The following is a 13,656-nucleotide window of genomic DNA, read 5'->3' on the forward strand; positions in this document are numbered from 1 at the left end:
ATATTCTATATTGAAAAACAATTTGTTTTGATAAAAACGTATTAATCTGTTGCTGAAGCTGCAATACCAATGTAATAATCTTTGGTTGGGTTATAGACTGTCCAAAATTGAGAACCCCACCATTCTTTGCCAGCATCAAAATAATTGGAACAATCAACGCTCCATTTGTAGATGGTCAATTCATTTAGATTGGAAAATAGAAAATCACAGGTAGAAAGAAAATAATTACCTATTTCTAACTTATTTTTTCCTACCTCTGTGCCATGAGGAGGTTCTAAAAAAGTTTCCATAAAACCCTGTGTCCAATACTCAGATTTATCATTTTTAAATTGAGTTAGAGGAATTATATTGCTCTTTTTCTCTTTTATATCATAGTAGAAATACTCGTAAGAATAAGGAAAAGATCCGTGCAGAATAGGTTTTCTTAATTCTAAGTCAAAAAAAGGACCCATAAAATCTCTTAGCGAAATTTTCTCTCCACTTTTTTGTAATACCTGTTCATTGAAATCAATCGGAAAATATTGATACTCTTTGTCTTCCTGTAATTCTAAAATAGTATTCTTAGCAGTAAGAAAATGAGCATCATACTCTTTGGAAATGTTTGAGAATTTAAAAAACCTAAAGTCTACAAAAACTCCAAAATCTCTAAACTCTTTGAGTTTAGCTTCTATTTCTTGATTTGTATATAGCAATTAATTCAACTTAAAATTCACATGCTCTCGTTCTAGTATTTGAAGCAACTCTGTGGTAATTTTGATCTTGGTATTTCTACTCGGTACACTCAACTCAATTTGCTCTTCAGCATCCCAAATGGTAAAATTCAAAGACTGTTTTCCTTTGTTGTTCTTAAACAAAGCTTCAAATGCAGAGATCGACCTTTCGTTGACTTGCTGAATTGGAATCTTAATGGTGATCTTTTTGCACAGTTCATCCATTACATCATGTAGCAGCTTAAAATCTGTAAACTTTAAACGAGCTTCTCCTTGAACACCGTCTTTGTTTACCCACCCTTGTAAGATGGTAGTTCTAATAAACAAGAAAGAATTAGGCACCAAAAAGTGTTTGAATTTTAAGTAGTCTTCACCAAAGATTTTGAATTCAAAACTGTCTGAATAATCTTCAATAGTAAAGGCTGCCCATCCTTTTCCTGATTTGGATACACGGTGCTGTACATCTGTTACAATTCCGCCAAAAACAAGGTTGGAGCCTACAAACTTATTGAGGTCACTTTTAAAATCAAAAACTGCAGCATTACAGAATTTCAATTCGTTTTTAAAATCATCCAAAGGATGGGCAGAAATGTAAATTCCTACCACCTCTTTTTCTTTGGCTAACATTTCCATGGTACCCCAAGGCTCGCATTCCGGAATATCGGGTTCCGGGAATTGTACCTCTGAAGCTTCTCCAAATAAAGAAACCTGTGATGAGTTTAAGTTCTCTTGGTATTTATTTCCAAAACGAATGGCTTTTTCAATAAAGGTTTGTCCTCGTTCATCAGTATCATAATATTGAGCTCTATGTGTATCAGAAAGTGAGTCAAATCCACCTGCTAAGATCAATCCGTCAAAAGCTTTTTTGTTGGCTGCTCTCAAGTCGACACGCTTGGTTACATCAAAGATCGATTTATAATGTCCATTCTCCTTTCGCTCTTTAATGATGGCTTTTACAGCAGCACTTCCCACACCTTTTATGGCTCCCATTCCAAAACGAACGGCCCCTTCTTTGTTTACAGAGAATTTCAAGTAAGATTCGTTTACATCCGGACCTAATACTTCTAAGCCCATACGTTTACATTCTTCCATAAAGAACGAAACGGATTTGATATCGTTCATGTTATTGGAAAGCACAGAGGCCATATACTCTGCCGGATAGTGTGCTTTTAAATAGGCTGTTTGATAAGCAATCCAAGCATAACAAGTAGAGTGCGATTTGTTAAAGGCGTAGGATGCAAATGCTTCCCAGTCTTTCCAAATCTTTTCCAGAACTTCTTTGTCATGACCATTGGCATTTGCTTGGTCAATAAACTTAGGTTTCATCTTTGCCAGTACCGCAGCTTGCTTTTTACCCATGGCTTTACGTAAAACGTCTGCCTCACCTTTGGTAAAGTCCGCTAGCTTTTGGGATAGTAGCATTACTTGCTCCTGGTAGACGGTAATACCGTAAGTTTCTGCCAAGTATTCTTCCATCACAGGAAGGTCATAACTAATCTCTTCATCACCGTGCTTTCTTCGTACGAAAGAAGGAATGTATTCCATTGGTCCCGGACGGTACAAGGCGTTCATTGCAATCAAATCTCCAAACACTGTAGGTTTTAAGGAGCGCATGTGTTTTTGCATTCCGGGAGATTCGTATTGGAATATCCCAACCGTTTCTCCGCGTTGGAACAATTCATATGTTTTGACATCATCCAAAGGAAAACTCTCAGGATCCAGATCAACATCATGGCGTGCTTTTACGATCTTAACGGTATCCTTGATCAAGGTCAAGGTTTTCAATCCTAAGAAATCCATTTTTAGCAGTCCGGCACTTTCTACTACAGCATTGTCAAACTGAGTCACATACATGTCGGAATCTTTGGCAACAGAAACCGGAACGTAGTTGGTAATATCACCGGGCGTAATGATTACCCCGCAGGCATGAATTCCGGTGTTTCGAACTGAACCTTCTAAGATGGCTGCTTTGTTAATGGTTTCAGCTTCCAGTCCACTTCCTTCGGAAATGGCTTTCAGCTCGTTTACCATGTCTTTTTCTTCAGAACGTAGTCCGGCTACTTTTCCTTTACTCTTCGGATCCTCACCAAAAATATTCTTCAGCTTGATATTCGGAATCAACTTGGCAATTCGGTCTGCTTCAAAAAGAGGAAGATCCAATACACGAGCCGTATCTCTAATAGAAGATTTGGCAGCCATGGTACCATAGGTAATGATCTGTGCTACCTGATTGGCTCCGTATTTATCAATTACATAATCCATAACACGACCTCTTCCTTCATCATCAAAGTCAATATCGATATCGGGCATGGATACACGTTCAGGATTTAAGAAACGCTCAAAAAGGAGATCGTACTTTATTGGGTCTATATTGGTAATCCATAAACAGTAGGCTACTACTGATCCGGCTGCCGATCCACGACCCGGACCTACAGATACATCCATGTTTCTGGCTTCTCTAATAAAGTCCTCTACAATCAGGAAGTAACCCGGATAACCGGTTTTTTCAATTACTTCCAGCTCAAAGTCCAATCGTTCTCTGATGGACTCTGTGATCTCACCATATCGTTTTTTGGCTCCTTCGTAAGTAAGGTGCCTTAAGTAGTTGTTCTCTCCACGTTTACCACCATCTTCTTTATCGGCTTCATCCTGAAATTCTTCAGGAATATCAAAGGCAGGTAATAATACATCACGAGCCAGCGTAAACGGTTCTATTTTGTCTACAATATCCTGAATGTTAAGAATGGCATCCGGAAGATCGGCAAACAATTCTTTCATCTCAGCTGTAGACTTAAAGTAGTATTCATCGTTAGGAAGTCCGTAACGATACCCACGACCTTTTCCTTTCGGAGTGGCTTGCTTTTCACCATCTTTTACACACAGCAAAATATCGTGTGCATTTGCATCTTCTTTGTTTAGGTAAAAAGTATTGTTGGTTGCCACAACTTTTACATCGTGTTTTCGAGAGAACTTTAAAAGTGTTTCATTCACTACTCTTTCGTCCTCTTGATTGTGGCGCATTAATTCGATGTAGAGATCATCTCCAAATTGTTCTTTCCACCAGAGCAAAGCTTCTTCTGCTTGATTTTCTCCAACGTTTAAGATCTTATTTGGGACTTCTCCGTATAGGTTTCCAGTCAAGACAATGACGTCTTCTTTATATTTTTCTATGACTGTTCTATCTACTCTGGGGACATAGTAGAATCCATCTACGAAAGCGATAGAAGACATTTTAGCCAGATTGTGATATCCTTTTTTGTTCTTGGCCAAGAATACAACCTGGTAGCCATTGTCTTTTCTGGATTTATCTAAATGATTTTCGCACACATAAAATTCGCATCCTACAATTGGTTTGATAGGGTTTTCTGCGTCTTTGTTATAACCCATTACAGCTTGTACAAACTGAAATGCAGCCATCATATTTCCGGTATCGGTCAATGCTACGGCAGACATATTATCATTTGCGGCAGCTTTTACAATGTTGCCAATTTGAATGGTAGATTGTAATACGGAAAATTGTGTGTGATTATGTAAGTGCGCAAACTGAGCTTCTTCTAAGGCAGCCAATCCTTCTGAAGTAACCTCTACAGTTTCTACTTCTTTTAAGGATTCTAAGCGTTTGCGAATTTTTTCACTCTCTTTCTTTAAGTTCAGGTGCTTTAAGCCAATAACCTGTATGGTTTTTGGATTGGCTTCAGAAAAATTCTCAAAGTAGCTGTCATCTACATCTAACTGCTCTTGAGTATATTCTCTCAAACGGATCAACTCCAAGAAACAACGCGTAGTTGCTTCTACATCGGCAGTTGCATTGTGTGCTTCGTTAAACCCAACACCAAATAAATGATGGTGTAATTCTGTTAGTGTAGGAAGTTTAAATTTTCCACCTCTACCTCCGGGAATCTGACATAATTGTGCAGTATGTTCCGTACAGGTGTCTAAAACCGGAAGTTGTGTAAGGTTATTTTCTACACCCAATCGGTGGAATTCACACCCCATGATGTTCACATCGAAACCTACATTCTGACCAACTATGAATTTTGTTTTCTTAAGGGCTTCATTAAATAAATCCAGTCCTTCAGATAAAGTGATTCCTTGTTCATGAGCTAAGTCAGTAGAGATTCCGTGTACTCGTTCTGCATCATACGGAATGTTAAATCCATCGGGTTGTACCAAGAAGTCGTTGTGCTCTACCAAATTACCCATCTCATCGTGCAACTGCCATGCAATTTGTATACATCTTGGCCAGTTGTCTGTATCGGTAATAGGTGCGTTCCAACTCTTCGGTAAACCAGTGGTTTCCGTATCAAAAATCAAGTACATAAATGCGGATTTCTTCTCTAGAAATTAAGTAGTATAAAAGTAGCAAAAAAGGAGAAAAGAGAAAGGGGAAAAGAGGAGGAGTTATTGGGTTTTATTAACAATAAGAAAAGAGTGTTGAAACACTTGTAATGAGCTAATATCTACCGAAAAGATTTTTTGCATTGTCATAAGGACTATTAAACACGTACCAATTGGTTGTAGGGAGTTCTTTTCCATCTGTGTTTAAAGGAGTGAAACGTACTTTGTATTTGGTTTTACTGTTAAAAGAGAAAGCGCCTGCGCACATTCCGTGTCCTACGTTTAGTTTTCCTTTGCGATCAAAAGTGTAAAAAACCTTGATCTTTCCTGTTTTGGTGTCTAAGACTTCTGTTTTGAACCAGATTTCAGACTGAGATTTGTTTTGAACGCTAAAAATAGCATTCGCTTCTGGACCGCAACCATATTCAATTACTTTTGTTTTAAGAAAACTAATCTCTAAATTAGAGTCAAGAGGTGAAAGTCTTTTTGTATTAGATGTTTTCCAGTAAATCATCTCATGTTTCTTTTTCTTAGGTCTCCATATCCTCATTTCTCTAGTCTCGCTCTTAGTTTGATTTTGATACCTCAAAAAATAAGTAGAATTAGGTTTTAATTCCCTTTCAGGTTTAAATAATGCTTGCGTAAGACTCATCTCACTATTTAAAATTTGAAGAAGTGATAACCTAACGGAATCTCCTTGAGAAGATATCAGATATACATTTCTGTTCTTAAAGCCATTAACCGTTTTCTGACTAAGGTTGTATCCTTGAATGATAAATGACGAATTTAAACTAATCTCTTTATGAAGTGGATAGAAATTCATACCGCTTATACCACAATCAGAGGCAAAGGACGGGATACTTAATCCTAAGAATAAAATTAGGGCAATTTTTCTCATACAGACTTTATTATTTTCGTCCAATTATCATGCCAGTATGTTTCTTTAAATTTTGTCTTTTACTGTATTCAAAAACTCAAAAGTCTTCTCTAACACCTTTTGAAAATCAGCTGGAAATTCACTTTCAGTCCAAGGTTGTTTGGCGCCAAAAACATGATTGGCATCAGAAACGATACAAAGCTCACTATTAGGATTCCATGTATGTAGGTTTTGTGCGTGTGTTACCGGTACAGCAAGATCTCCATCGCCATGAATGATCAAATGTGGAATGCGAATTTTCTCACAGGCGTTTTTTATGTTCAAACGCTCCTTGTTTTCCAAATAGTCTTCATAGAACTGAATAAAATGAGGCATTTCTTGTTTGGTACGACCGTTGATCACATAAAAAACGCCTTTTTGTTTCCATTGCTCTAACTCATCACCTTGGTTAAACATAGAGCGATGCAAATCGCAAACAGCAGCCCAGCTGATAACCTGCTTGATTCTTGTGTCTTTTCCTGCAGTAAGAGTTACCATTCCACCTCCACGAGAATGACCAATTAAGGTGATGTTCTTTGTGTCGATCTCATCTTGATATTTCTCTTCTTGAGTGATCCAATCTATTACCGTTTGCAGATCATCAAACTCAATAGAATAATTGTTTTGCCCAAAGGCTTCCAGATCTGGGAAATCGATAGGCTGTTCTACAGTTCCTCCATTGTGTGAAAAATTGAACTTGAGTAGGGCAAATCCATGGTCTAAAAAAGCTTGGTTCATCTTTCCAAAAACACCCCAGTCTTTGTAGCCTTTATAACCGTGAACAAAGATAATTAGTGGTTTTTTGGAGTTGGTTTTTTCAAAAAAAAGATCAGTAACGATAGGTCGGTTGTGCTTGCCTTGAAGAGGGAAGTTGGAAAGAATTTGCATTTGGATCAAAAGTTTTGGTAAAAATAAATGATTTAAGTGCTTGTTATCATATCTGTTGTAAAAGAATTTTGTACATTTGCACCCGCATTCTCGAGAAGGGTGCATTTTAATAATCAAGGTCGCGTACCTTAAAAATTAATTGATATGCCAGTAAAAATTAGATTACAAAGACACGGTAAAAAAGGAAAGCCATTCTATTGGATCGTTGCTGCTGATTCTAGAGCAAAGAGAGATGGTCGTTTCTTAGAAAAATTAGGAACTTACAATCCTAACACAAATCCAGCAACTATCGATTTAGATATCGACGGATCTGTAAAATGGTTACAAAACGGAGCACAGCCTACTGATACTGCAAGAGCTATCTTGTCGTACAAAGGAGCGATGTTAAAGAATCACTTAGCAGGAGGAGTTGCAAAAGGAGCTTTAACTGAAGAGGAAGCTGAGAAGAAATTCCAAGCTTGGTTAGATGAGAAAGCAGGTAAAGTTGCTTCTAAAGAAGAAAGTTTAGCAAAAGCAAAAGCTGATGCAAAAGCAAAGGCGTTAGAGGCTGAAAAAGCTGTAAACGAAGCTAGAGTTGCAGAAGCTGTAGAAGAAGTAGTTGAAGAAGAGGCTGCTGAAGTTGAAGCTGCTGCTGAAGAAGCTCCAGAAGCTGAAGCTACTGAAGAGACTAAAGAAGAAGCTGCGGAGTAATCCTCTTGTACGATTATGCGTAAAGAAGATTGTTTTTATTTAGGCAAGATCGTAAAGAAACACAGCTTTAAGGGTGAAGTTGTTATCAAGTTAGATACAGACGAGCCTGAACTGTATAGAAATATGGAATCAGTATTTGTTGATTTAGGCAACAATCTGGTTCCATTTTTTATCGAAAAAAGTTCATTAAGCAAAGGAACCATGCTTCGTGTAAAGTTTGACGATGTAAACACAGAAGACGAAGCAGATATGATCGTTAGATCTGGAATCTATTTACCGTTAGATCTGTTGCCAAAATTGGAAGGAAATAAGTTTTACTTTCATGAGGTGATTGGATTTAAAGTTATAGATGCTGTGTATGGTGAAGTAGGTGTGGTGGTAAATATTAATGATACTGCGGCACAGCCTTTGTTTGAAATAGAGCAAGGTGAAAAAGAGATCTTTATTCCACTAATTGATGATTTTATCAAGAAAATAGATCGAGAGAATAAAGAGATACAGGTAGAGACTCCGGAAGGATTGATTGATCTGTATATGTCATAACCAGTTATTACGAGGCTTGTCTCAAACTAGATTTGAGAACAAAGACGAAGTAATCTGCTGATTAAAATAAGATTGCTTCTTCCGAATTCTCGGAATCGCAATGATTTATGAAACATAAAGTGAGGTGGCCGAGTGGTCGAAGGCGCACGCCTGGAAAGTGTGTATACCTCAAAAGGGTATCGAGGGTTCGAATCCCTTCCTCACTGCAAAAAAAAAACCGCAACAGATGTTGCGGTTTTTTTATTCGAGAAACCGTCAAAAGCTTGCTTTTGAAAGGTTTGGATATAAAAAAACAAGCCGCCCAGAAAAGGGCGACTCTTTTTGCAGTAAAAACTGCGCTGCTATGAAAAAAGGAAAAACTAATTGCCGTGAAAAGTTAAAGTATGCTAAGGCAAGCGTATATTACCTGCCCTAGCGATACTTGGGGACACGTATCAATCTCAATCTCAATCTCTCTCCCTCCGTTGCATTCTGTGATTATTTGTTTAAAGGCAGACTAGATTGTCTTTTTAAGTATTTGTTGCTTTTCTAATTCTCGTTTTTCTATTTCGTCTGTTCTGTTTTTTGCCAATTGCCATATAGCAACTTCTATATCAGAATTGTTGCGAACACCTTGAAAAACCAATCGTATGTATTGTAGATTGTGTGGCTTACCATTTCTATTGGTTATCTTTTTCTCTTCTAAAATGTCTAAAACATCTTCAGCATAATAACCTTGGAATAATAGGCGCAATTTTTTTCGTTCTGTTTCTGTAATCATAGGAATTATTTCTAGGTTTTAACATAATTGTTATTATATTGTTATAATTTTACAGAAAACAAGATATGTAAATAAATTTACAAGTCAAAAGAAAAATGGTAAATAAATTTACTAGTATTAAAGAAAGAGTTATAGAGGTTGCAGAAAGTCAAAGTGGTTCTAAAGAGCAGTTCTTTAGGAATATTGGGATGACTTCTGCGAGTTTTAGAGGAAAAGCAAAAGATTCTCCGTTAAATTCAAACGCAATCGCAAATATAATTACAAAGTACCCTAAGGTAGATTTGTATTGGTTGCTTACCGGAGAAAAGGAAGAAACCTCTACATCTATTGTGAATGAACCGGGCGTCGAATACAAAACGGCTCAAGATATCTGCAAAGAAAAAGACGAGATCATTAAAATGCTAAAAAGTCAGATCAAAGACTTGAAAGCAGACAAAGAAGATCTTAAAAAATTGCTTGGTTTGACTAGAGGAAAGAAGTAATTTTCGGCCGTAAAAACTACAATTATCAGCCAGAAACCATTTCGTTTTAAAGAATTCATAATTCACCAAGACAAAACTGCCATGAAGGTAGGTACAGATGGTGTTCTGTTAGGAGCTTGGTGTTCTTTAGATCATTATCCCGATACTATTTTAGATGTAGGTTCCGGTACAGGATTAATTGCATTGATGCTGGCACAGCGTTGTGATGCCATGACTATTGATGCGGTTGAGATTGATGAATCTGCTTATGAGCAAACCGTTGAGAATTTTGAACAATCAGATTGGGCAGATCGTTTGTTCTGTTATCACAGTCCGTTTAAAGAATTTGCTGAAGAGATGGCAGAGGAAGAGGAGCAGTACGATCTCATCATTTCCAATCCGCCGTTTTACACAGATGAGTATGAAACGGAAGACGATGCGCGAAACAAAGCAAGGTTTACCTCATCTCTGTCTTTTGAAGAGCTTATAAAAGGAGCCAACCATTTGCTTTCTCCGTCAGGAAAATTTGTGGTGGTTGTTCCATTTAAAGAAGAGCAGTTATTTGTTTCCTTAGCCTCCAAAAGCAAATGGTTTTTAAACCGTGTATGTAGAGTAAAAGGCACTGCTGATACTGAGATAAAAAGAAGCTTGTTGGAATTCTCATTTCAGGAAACAGAACTAGTAGAAGAGGAGTTGGTTATAGAAATCTCCCGCCACAACTATACAGAAAGGTATAAGGAGCTAACGAGAGATTTTTATTTGAAAATGTAAGGACTTGTTATATTGAACGAATTGGTTCGTAATTCTGATCTATGTAATTAATAATCTTATCTCTCTCTTTTTGGGAAACAGACGAATTCCATTCGACTCCTTTGTTGGTTAGGGTGAAAATGGCATTTATGATTTTGTAATGATCAAAAAAGATTTTGAATTGAGGGTGTAAAATAGCTTCAGCTTTATTTTCTGTTTTGTATGGGTTGAAATTGTAAGATTTTTCACCCATCCCTCGAGCTAGCAGAAATAACCAATGTAAAATTCTTCTTGAAACTAAATGTGAAATGTCTCTCTCTACGGATTGAGTATCTTTAAAGCATTCATGATGTTTTTTATCAATACTTATAAGGCAGATCATGCTGTCTAACAATTCTTTAACTTCTTTATCCATTAGTTAAACATACTAAAAAAACTCTCAACAGCATGTGTAGTGTCTGTTAAGAGTAACTTAAAGGTTAGTTTTTAAAGTGATTTAATCCGTCATGTTTTCCAATTCATAGATTCCTTTGGAGGTAATTCGTAAAGGTTCTTCTTTGATCAGTTGTTCGTGTACCAATTCTTTTACAGTGGTTAACCAACTGATTAGTCTGGAGTTGTTTTGATAGAACAAACGATCGAATTTATGAATGGTCATCGGTTGATGATCTCTTAGAATTTCTAAGATGTATTTTCTGTAATTCATAGCGCTTTTATTTAAAGATCCTGAATCCCACACCTAGATTGTGTGAGATAGGGTTAATTTCGTTTAAGTTGATTCGGTAACTGATAAACCAATTACCTTTTCTGTTGTATTGCAACCCAAAACTCAGGTTGCTAAATTGTTGTGTGTTTCCTCCAATCTCAGAGAAAAAATACAAACCGCTACGGAACGTTTTAGGATGTTCAATGGTTTTGGTAACGGTTATTTCTCTGGGAACTTTTAATTTGTATGTAAGCTTACTGTCTAGTAAATTTCCATCAACCAAATTGTAGCTGTAAAGATCTATATCGTCGTTGCGTAAGGTGTCTCTGTATACTTTGGCTTTGATAAACTCTGTAGTGTCTTTTACAATAATAGTATCTCGAATGACTTTTGTAGGGCTTTTCTTTGCTACATATACTGTTTCGTATTGTGTGGTTTGAATTTTAAATGTATCTACTTTGGTTTGCCAAACCGTGTCTCTTACAATAGTAATTTTAGGTTCTTTTGGTGGTTGAGTACTGCATCTTCTAGGGAATAAGATCAATAAAATGATCACTCCTATAAGAACGAGCAATTCCTTTTTGTGTTTGTAAATAAATTCCATAGCTATTTGTTTTAAAAACCGTTCCTAGTGATAAGGAACGGTGGTTGTGTTATGAGATGTTTACGGCATCTGTAATCAATCCATCTTTTACGGTAATGCTATAAGCGCCGGCTATAAATGTGCCGTTAAACCCGGCAGTTCCGTCTGAAGATCTATATCCGCCGGCAGGTTTGATGTGTCCCCCGGTTTCGATATTTCCGGAATTCACATAAATCTGTGTTTCTCCATCTGCTAAATACAGTACTTCTGATGTTGGGTTAAACTCTAAAGGTCTGCTAGAGCCAACTTTGATCTGTGCTAAGCTTGATGAAGGGTCGATTATTAACTCTTCTACTGTGGTAGCACCGTTTACGTCTAATGTTCCTTGAAGAACAGCGGTTTTATTTTGATGGTTTAAGATCAGGTGATTTGCGTCATCTAAAGAGCTTCTAAAGAAGGAAGCTGTAGAAGAAAGGTAGAAATCTTTGTGCTGAGTAGATCTTAATTCTAAAGAAGTGGCTGAGCCTGTTCCTTTTTGTTTGAATGTCCAATCTCTACCGCCATCTAAACTTAAACGTAATACTTCATCACCATCTGTACCGTCTGATGAAACATCAATCCCTGCATTTGCGTACACGAGTCCATTAAAATGACTTTCTCCATTTCCAAGCATATAAAGCGGAACGTTCTCATTGGCAGATCCATGTCGCATTACAAATTCTACACGAGCCCCGGGATTGTCGTAATCGTCTCTAAAGCTTGTGTGTAAAAGACCTACAGTGGTTCTAGAAATACTAAACTTGTACGGGTCTTCTCCTAGAGTAAGGTTGTTGTTCCAACCTAAACTTACTTCTCCGTTTGCATCTAGTTTATTATCTACTTCTAAAGTACCGTTTACAAAAGTGTTTCTAAGATTAACAGAAGTTCCATCTGCTCTTACTGAAAAAACTCCTTTAGATTGAATTATGGTTTCATCTCCATCAAAATAAACTCCGTGATTGCCTACTGTGTTTTTAACCAGCCATCCGCTCATAGAGTTTATTAGGAATGTAGAGGCGGTTACAGAACTGTTAAAGTTGGCATCTCCATCTTTAAAATCATGATTTCCGGATGAATCAATTTCGTATCTAGGTGAATCGGCAGTGCTAAGTCTTAGAAGGGTGGCATTGTCTCCAATATAAATAGGTTTAGCTATATTTTGAGTGAAACCAGTGAATAGATAGTAGCCTCCAGAATCTTCTCCTACCAAAAGCTCTCCATCGCTTCCTTCAATATAGCTAGCGCTTGGGGATGTAAATCTAATTTTCTGCCCAGATACATCAATACCTCCACTTACATTGATTGGTTTTAATAAATCGATCTCTCCATTTTTGCTCCAGATTTTTATGTTATCCGAATCCATTCCTAAGTAACCGGAAGAAGTGTCGGTAGAGTCTAAAAAATAAATATACCCACCAACTTCATTTGAAGCTGAAGCTACTGTGTCTTTTAATCTTAAGACTGGTGCGCTGTTGCCAATGGTTTGAGCGGAGATAAAATTATTATCTGCAGTATTCACGGCTAAGTTTCCGCTAACTGTCGGTAGAGATAGGTTTATATTGCCTGTTCCTAAAGGGGTTTCAATAGTAGCTGAATCCCCAGCTCCTGAAGTTAAGGCAAGCTCTCCTTGGATGTTTACCCCATTTGAAACGGTAGATAATCTCAGATCATTTTTGTAATGCATATGAATTTCCCCAGTAGATCCATCGGCAATAATTGAATTTTGATCTATGCCATTAGATGCTTTTGTTTTTAGGTAGATCTTGCTTCCGTTGTGTAAGTTTCGGAGAAGAAAGTCGCCATTCAAAGCGTCAAAATAGGTGTCGTTTGCATTTGCAAAGAACCTTCCGTTGTTAGAGCTTCCAAAGAAGAAGTACTTATCTGTTGGAAGAGAAATGTTTCCGTAGAAATTGATATCAAAACTATCTGCAAACCTAGCAATGGTTTGTCCTGAGTTATTTCTTATTGTGTAAGGTCCGCCAGGTGTTGCTACAGTGGCTTTATCTCCAATGGAGTTTCCTAAGAAATTAGGAGCCGTTACATTTTCTTGAAATGTTTGTTCTGAACTAAAATTGTTGTTCTCATTTTTTAAGGCAATATTTTCGGGCAGATTTGTGTCTGAGATTGCATCGTCTACATGTTGAAGGGAGTCGATTAGATCTTCGTAGTGTTTTTGAGTCGGCTTGTCTCCCGTCTCAAAATATGTTTTTAAAATGTGTTTACTTTTCTTCATAATTTTAAGTCTTAATAGAGATCTTTACCGACAACGATT

13 protein-coding genes and 1 tRNA gene are annotated in these 13,656 nt (G+C 37.2%); 5 read left to right on the forward strand and 9 right to left on the reverse strand.

Annotated features, from left to right (window positions below):
• Positions 1-41: 41 nt before the first annotated feature.
• The 4 genes from ACFSRZ_RS15210 to ACFSRZ_RS15225 form a co-directional block, all read right to left on the reverse strand.
• Positions 42-692, reverse strand: coding sequence for a hypothetical protein (locus ACFSRZ_RS15210; RefSeq protein WP_379667429.1), 651 nt, complete (start codon positions 690-692; stop codon positions 42-44).
• A complete protein-coding gene (dnaE, locus tag ACFSRZ_RS15215; RefSeq protein WP_379667430.1) occupies positions 693-5,030 on the reverse strand; it encodes a DNA polymerase III subunit alpha in 4,338 nt (1,445 codons plus the stop codon).
• Positions 5,031-5,163: 133 nt separating this feature from the next.
• A complete protein-coding gene (locus ACFSRZ_RS15220) occupies positions 5,164-5,946 on the reverse strand; it encodes a hypothetical protein (RefSeq protein WP_379667431.1) in 783 nt (260 codons plus the stop codon).
• 45 nt (positions 5,947-5,991) lie between these two features.
• The gene (locus tag ACFSRZ_RS15225; protein WP_379667432.1) at positions 5,992-6,852 is read right to left on the reverse strand and encodes an alpha/beta hydrolase family protein; all 861 of its coding nucleotides are present in this window, start codon (positions 6,850-6,852) and stop codon (positions 5,992-5,994) included.
• 144 nt (positions 6,853-6,996) lie between these two features.
• On the opposite strand from ACFSRZ_RS15225, the gene ACFSRZ_RS15230 reads away from it, so the two are divergent.
• The 3 genes from ACFSRZ_RS15230 (at position 6,997) to ACFSRZ_RS15240 (ending at position 8,291) form a co-directional block, all read left to right on the forward strand.
• Positions 6,997-7,542: a 30S ribosomal protein S16 gene (locus ACFSRZ_RS15230; RefSeq protein WP_379667433.1), complete on the forward strand. Its 546-nt coding sequence runs from the start codon at positions 6,997-6,999 to the stop codon at positions 7,540-7,542.
• Between the two features lie 15 nt (positions 7,543-7,557).
• A complete protein-coding gene (gene rimM, locus ACFSRZ_RS15235; RefSeq protein WP_379667434.1) occupies positions 7,558-8,085 on the forward strand; it encodes a ribosome maturation factor RimM in 528 nt (175 codons plus the stop codon).
• 118 nt (positions 8,086-8,203) lie between these two features.
• A tRNA-Ser gene (locus tag ACFSRZ_RS15240) sits at positions 8,204-8,291 on the forward strand.
• Positions 8,292-8,581: 290 nt separating this feature from the next.
• Here ACFSRZ_RS15240 and ACFSRZ_RS15245 read toward each other — a convergent pair.
• A complete protein-coding gene (locus ACFSRZ_RS15245; RefSeq protein ID WP_379667435.1) occupies positions 8,582-8,845 on the reverse strand; it encodes a hypothetical protein in 264 nt (87 codons plus the stop codon).
• Positions 8,846-8,940: 95 nt separating this feature from the next.
• Between ACFSRZ_RS15245 and ACFSRZ_RS15250 the strand changes: the two genes are divergently transcribed.
• Together ACFSRZ_RS15250 and ACFSRZ_RS15255 are read left to right on the forward strand one after the other, a co-directional pair.
• Entirely contained in the window at positions 8,941-9,327 is a 387-nt protein-coding gene (locus tag ACFSRZ_RS15250) for a hypothetical protein (protein WP_379667436.1), read from the forward strand.
• 81 nt (positions 9,328-9,408) lie between these two features.
• Positions 9,409-10,077 (forward strand): tRNA1(Val) (adenine(37)-N6)-methyltransferase, encoded by a 669-nt coding sequence (locus ACFSRZ_RS15255; RefSeq protein ID WP_379667437.1) that lies wholly within the window; start codon positions 9,409-9,411, stop codon positions 10,075-10,077.
• Positions 10,078-10,084: 7 nt separating this feature from the next.
• On the opposite strand, the gene ACFSRZ_RS15260 is transcribed toward ACFSRZ_RS15255, so the two are convergent.
• The 4 genes from ACFSRZ_RS15260 to ACFSRZ_RS15275 all read right to left on the reverse strand — a co-directional run bounded on the left by ACFSRZ_RS15260 (position 10,085) and on the right by ACFSRZ_RS15275 (position 13,617).
• Positions 10,085-10,471: a hypothetical protein gene (locus tag ACFSRZ_RS15260; protein ID WP_379667438.1), complete on the reverse strand. Its 387-nt coding sequence runs from the start codon at positions 10,469-10,471 to the stop codon at positions 10,085-10,087.
• Positions 10,472-10,552: 81 nt separating this feature from the next.
• The gene (locus ACFSRZ_RS15265) at positions 10,553-10,762 is read right to left on the reverse strand and encodes a hypothetical protein (RefSeq protein WP_379667439.1); all 210 of its coding nucleotides are present in this window, start codon (positions 10,760-10,762) and stop codon (positions 10,553-10,555) included.
• 7 nt (positions 10,763-10,769) lie between these two features.
• Entirely contained in the window at positions 10,770-11,366 is a 597-nt protein-coding gene (locus tag ACFSRZ_RS15270) for a hypothetical protein (protein WP_379667440.1), read from the reverse strand.
• 49 nt (positions 11,367-11,415) lie between these two features.
• On the reverse strand, positions 11,416-13,617 hold the full coding sequence (locus ACFSRZ_RS15275; protein ID WP_379667441.1) for a hypothetical protein: 2,202 nt from the start codon (positions 13,615-13,617) through the stop codon (positions 11,416-11,418).
• Positions 13,618-13,656 lie beyond the last annotated feature (39 nt).

The organism is Pseudotenacibaculum haliotis (assembly GCF_042684245.1).
GTDB lineage: Bacteria > Bacteroidota > Bacteroidia > Flavobacteriales > Flavobacteriaceae > Polaribacter > Polaribacter haliotis_A.

Coding starts and splice junctions, on each gene's coding strand:
- dnaE (WP_379667430.1), bottom strand. CDS start 5,030: ATGTACTTGATTTTTGATACGGAAACCACTGGTTTACCGAAGAGTTGG.
- ACFSRZ_RS15230 (WP_379667433.1), top strand. CDS start 6,997: ATGCCAGTAAAAATTAGATTACAAAGACACGGTAAAAAAGGAAAGCCA.
- rimM (WP_379667434.1), top strand. CDS start 7,558: ATGCGTAAAGAAGATTGTTTTTATTTAGGCAAGATCGTAAAGAAACAC.
- ACFSRZ_RS15275 (WP_379667441.1), bottom strand. CDS start 13,617: ATGAAGAAAAGTAAACACATTTTAAAAACATATTTTGAGACGGGAGAC.
- ACFSRZ_RS15265 (WP_379667439.1), bottom strand. CDS start 10,762: ATGAATTACAGAAAATACATCTTAGAAATTCTAAGAGATCATCAACCG.
- ACFSRZ_RS15270 (WP_379667440.1), bottom strand. CDS start 11,366: ATGGAATTTATTTACAAACACAAAAAGGAATTGCTCGTTCTTATAGGA.
- ACFSRZ_RS15245 (WP_379667435.1), bottom strand. CDS start 8,845: ATGATTACAGAAACAGAACGAAAAAAATTGCGCCTATTATTCCAAGGT.
- ACFSRZ_RS15255 (WP_379667437.1), top strand. CDS start 9,409: ATGAAGGTAGGTACAGATGGTGTTCTGTTAGGAGCTTGGTGTTCTTTA.
- ACFSRZ_RS15225 (WP_379667432.1), bottom strand. CDS start 6,852: ATGCAAATTCTTTCCAACTTCCCTCTTCAAGGCAAGCACAACCGACCT.
- ACFSRZ_RS15260 (WP_379667438.1), bottom strand. CDS start 10,471: ATGGATAAAGAAGTTAAAGAATTGTTAGACAGCATGATCTGCCTTATA.
- ACFSRZ_RS15250 (WP_379667436.1), top strand. CDS start 8,941: ATGGTAAATAAATTTACTAGTATTAAAGAAAGAGTTATAGAGGTTGCA.
- ACFSRZ_RS15220 (WP_379667431.1), bottom strand. CDS start 5,946: ATGAGAAAAATTGCCCTAATTTTATTCTTAGGATTAAGTATCCCGTCC.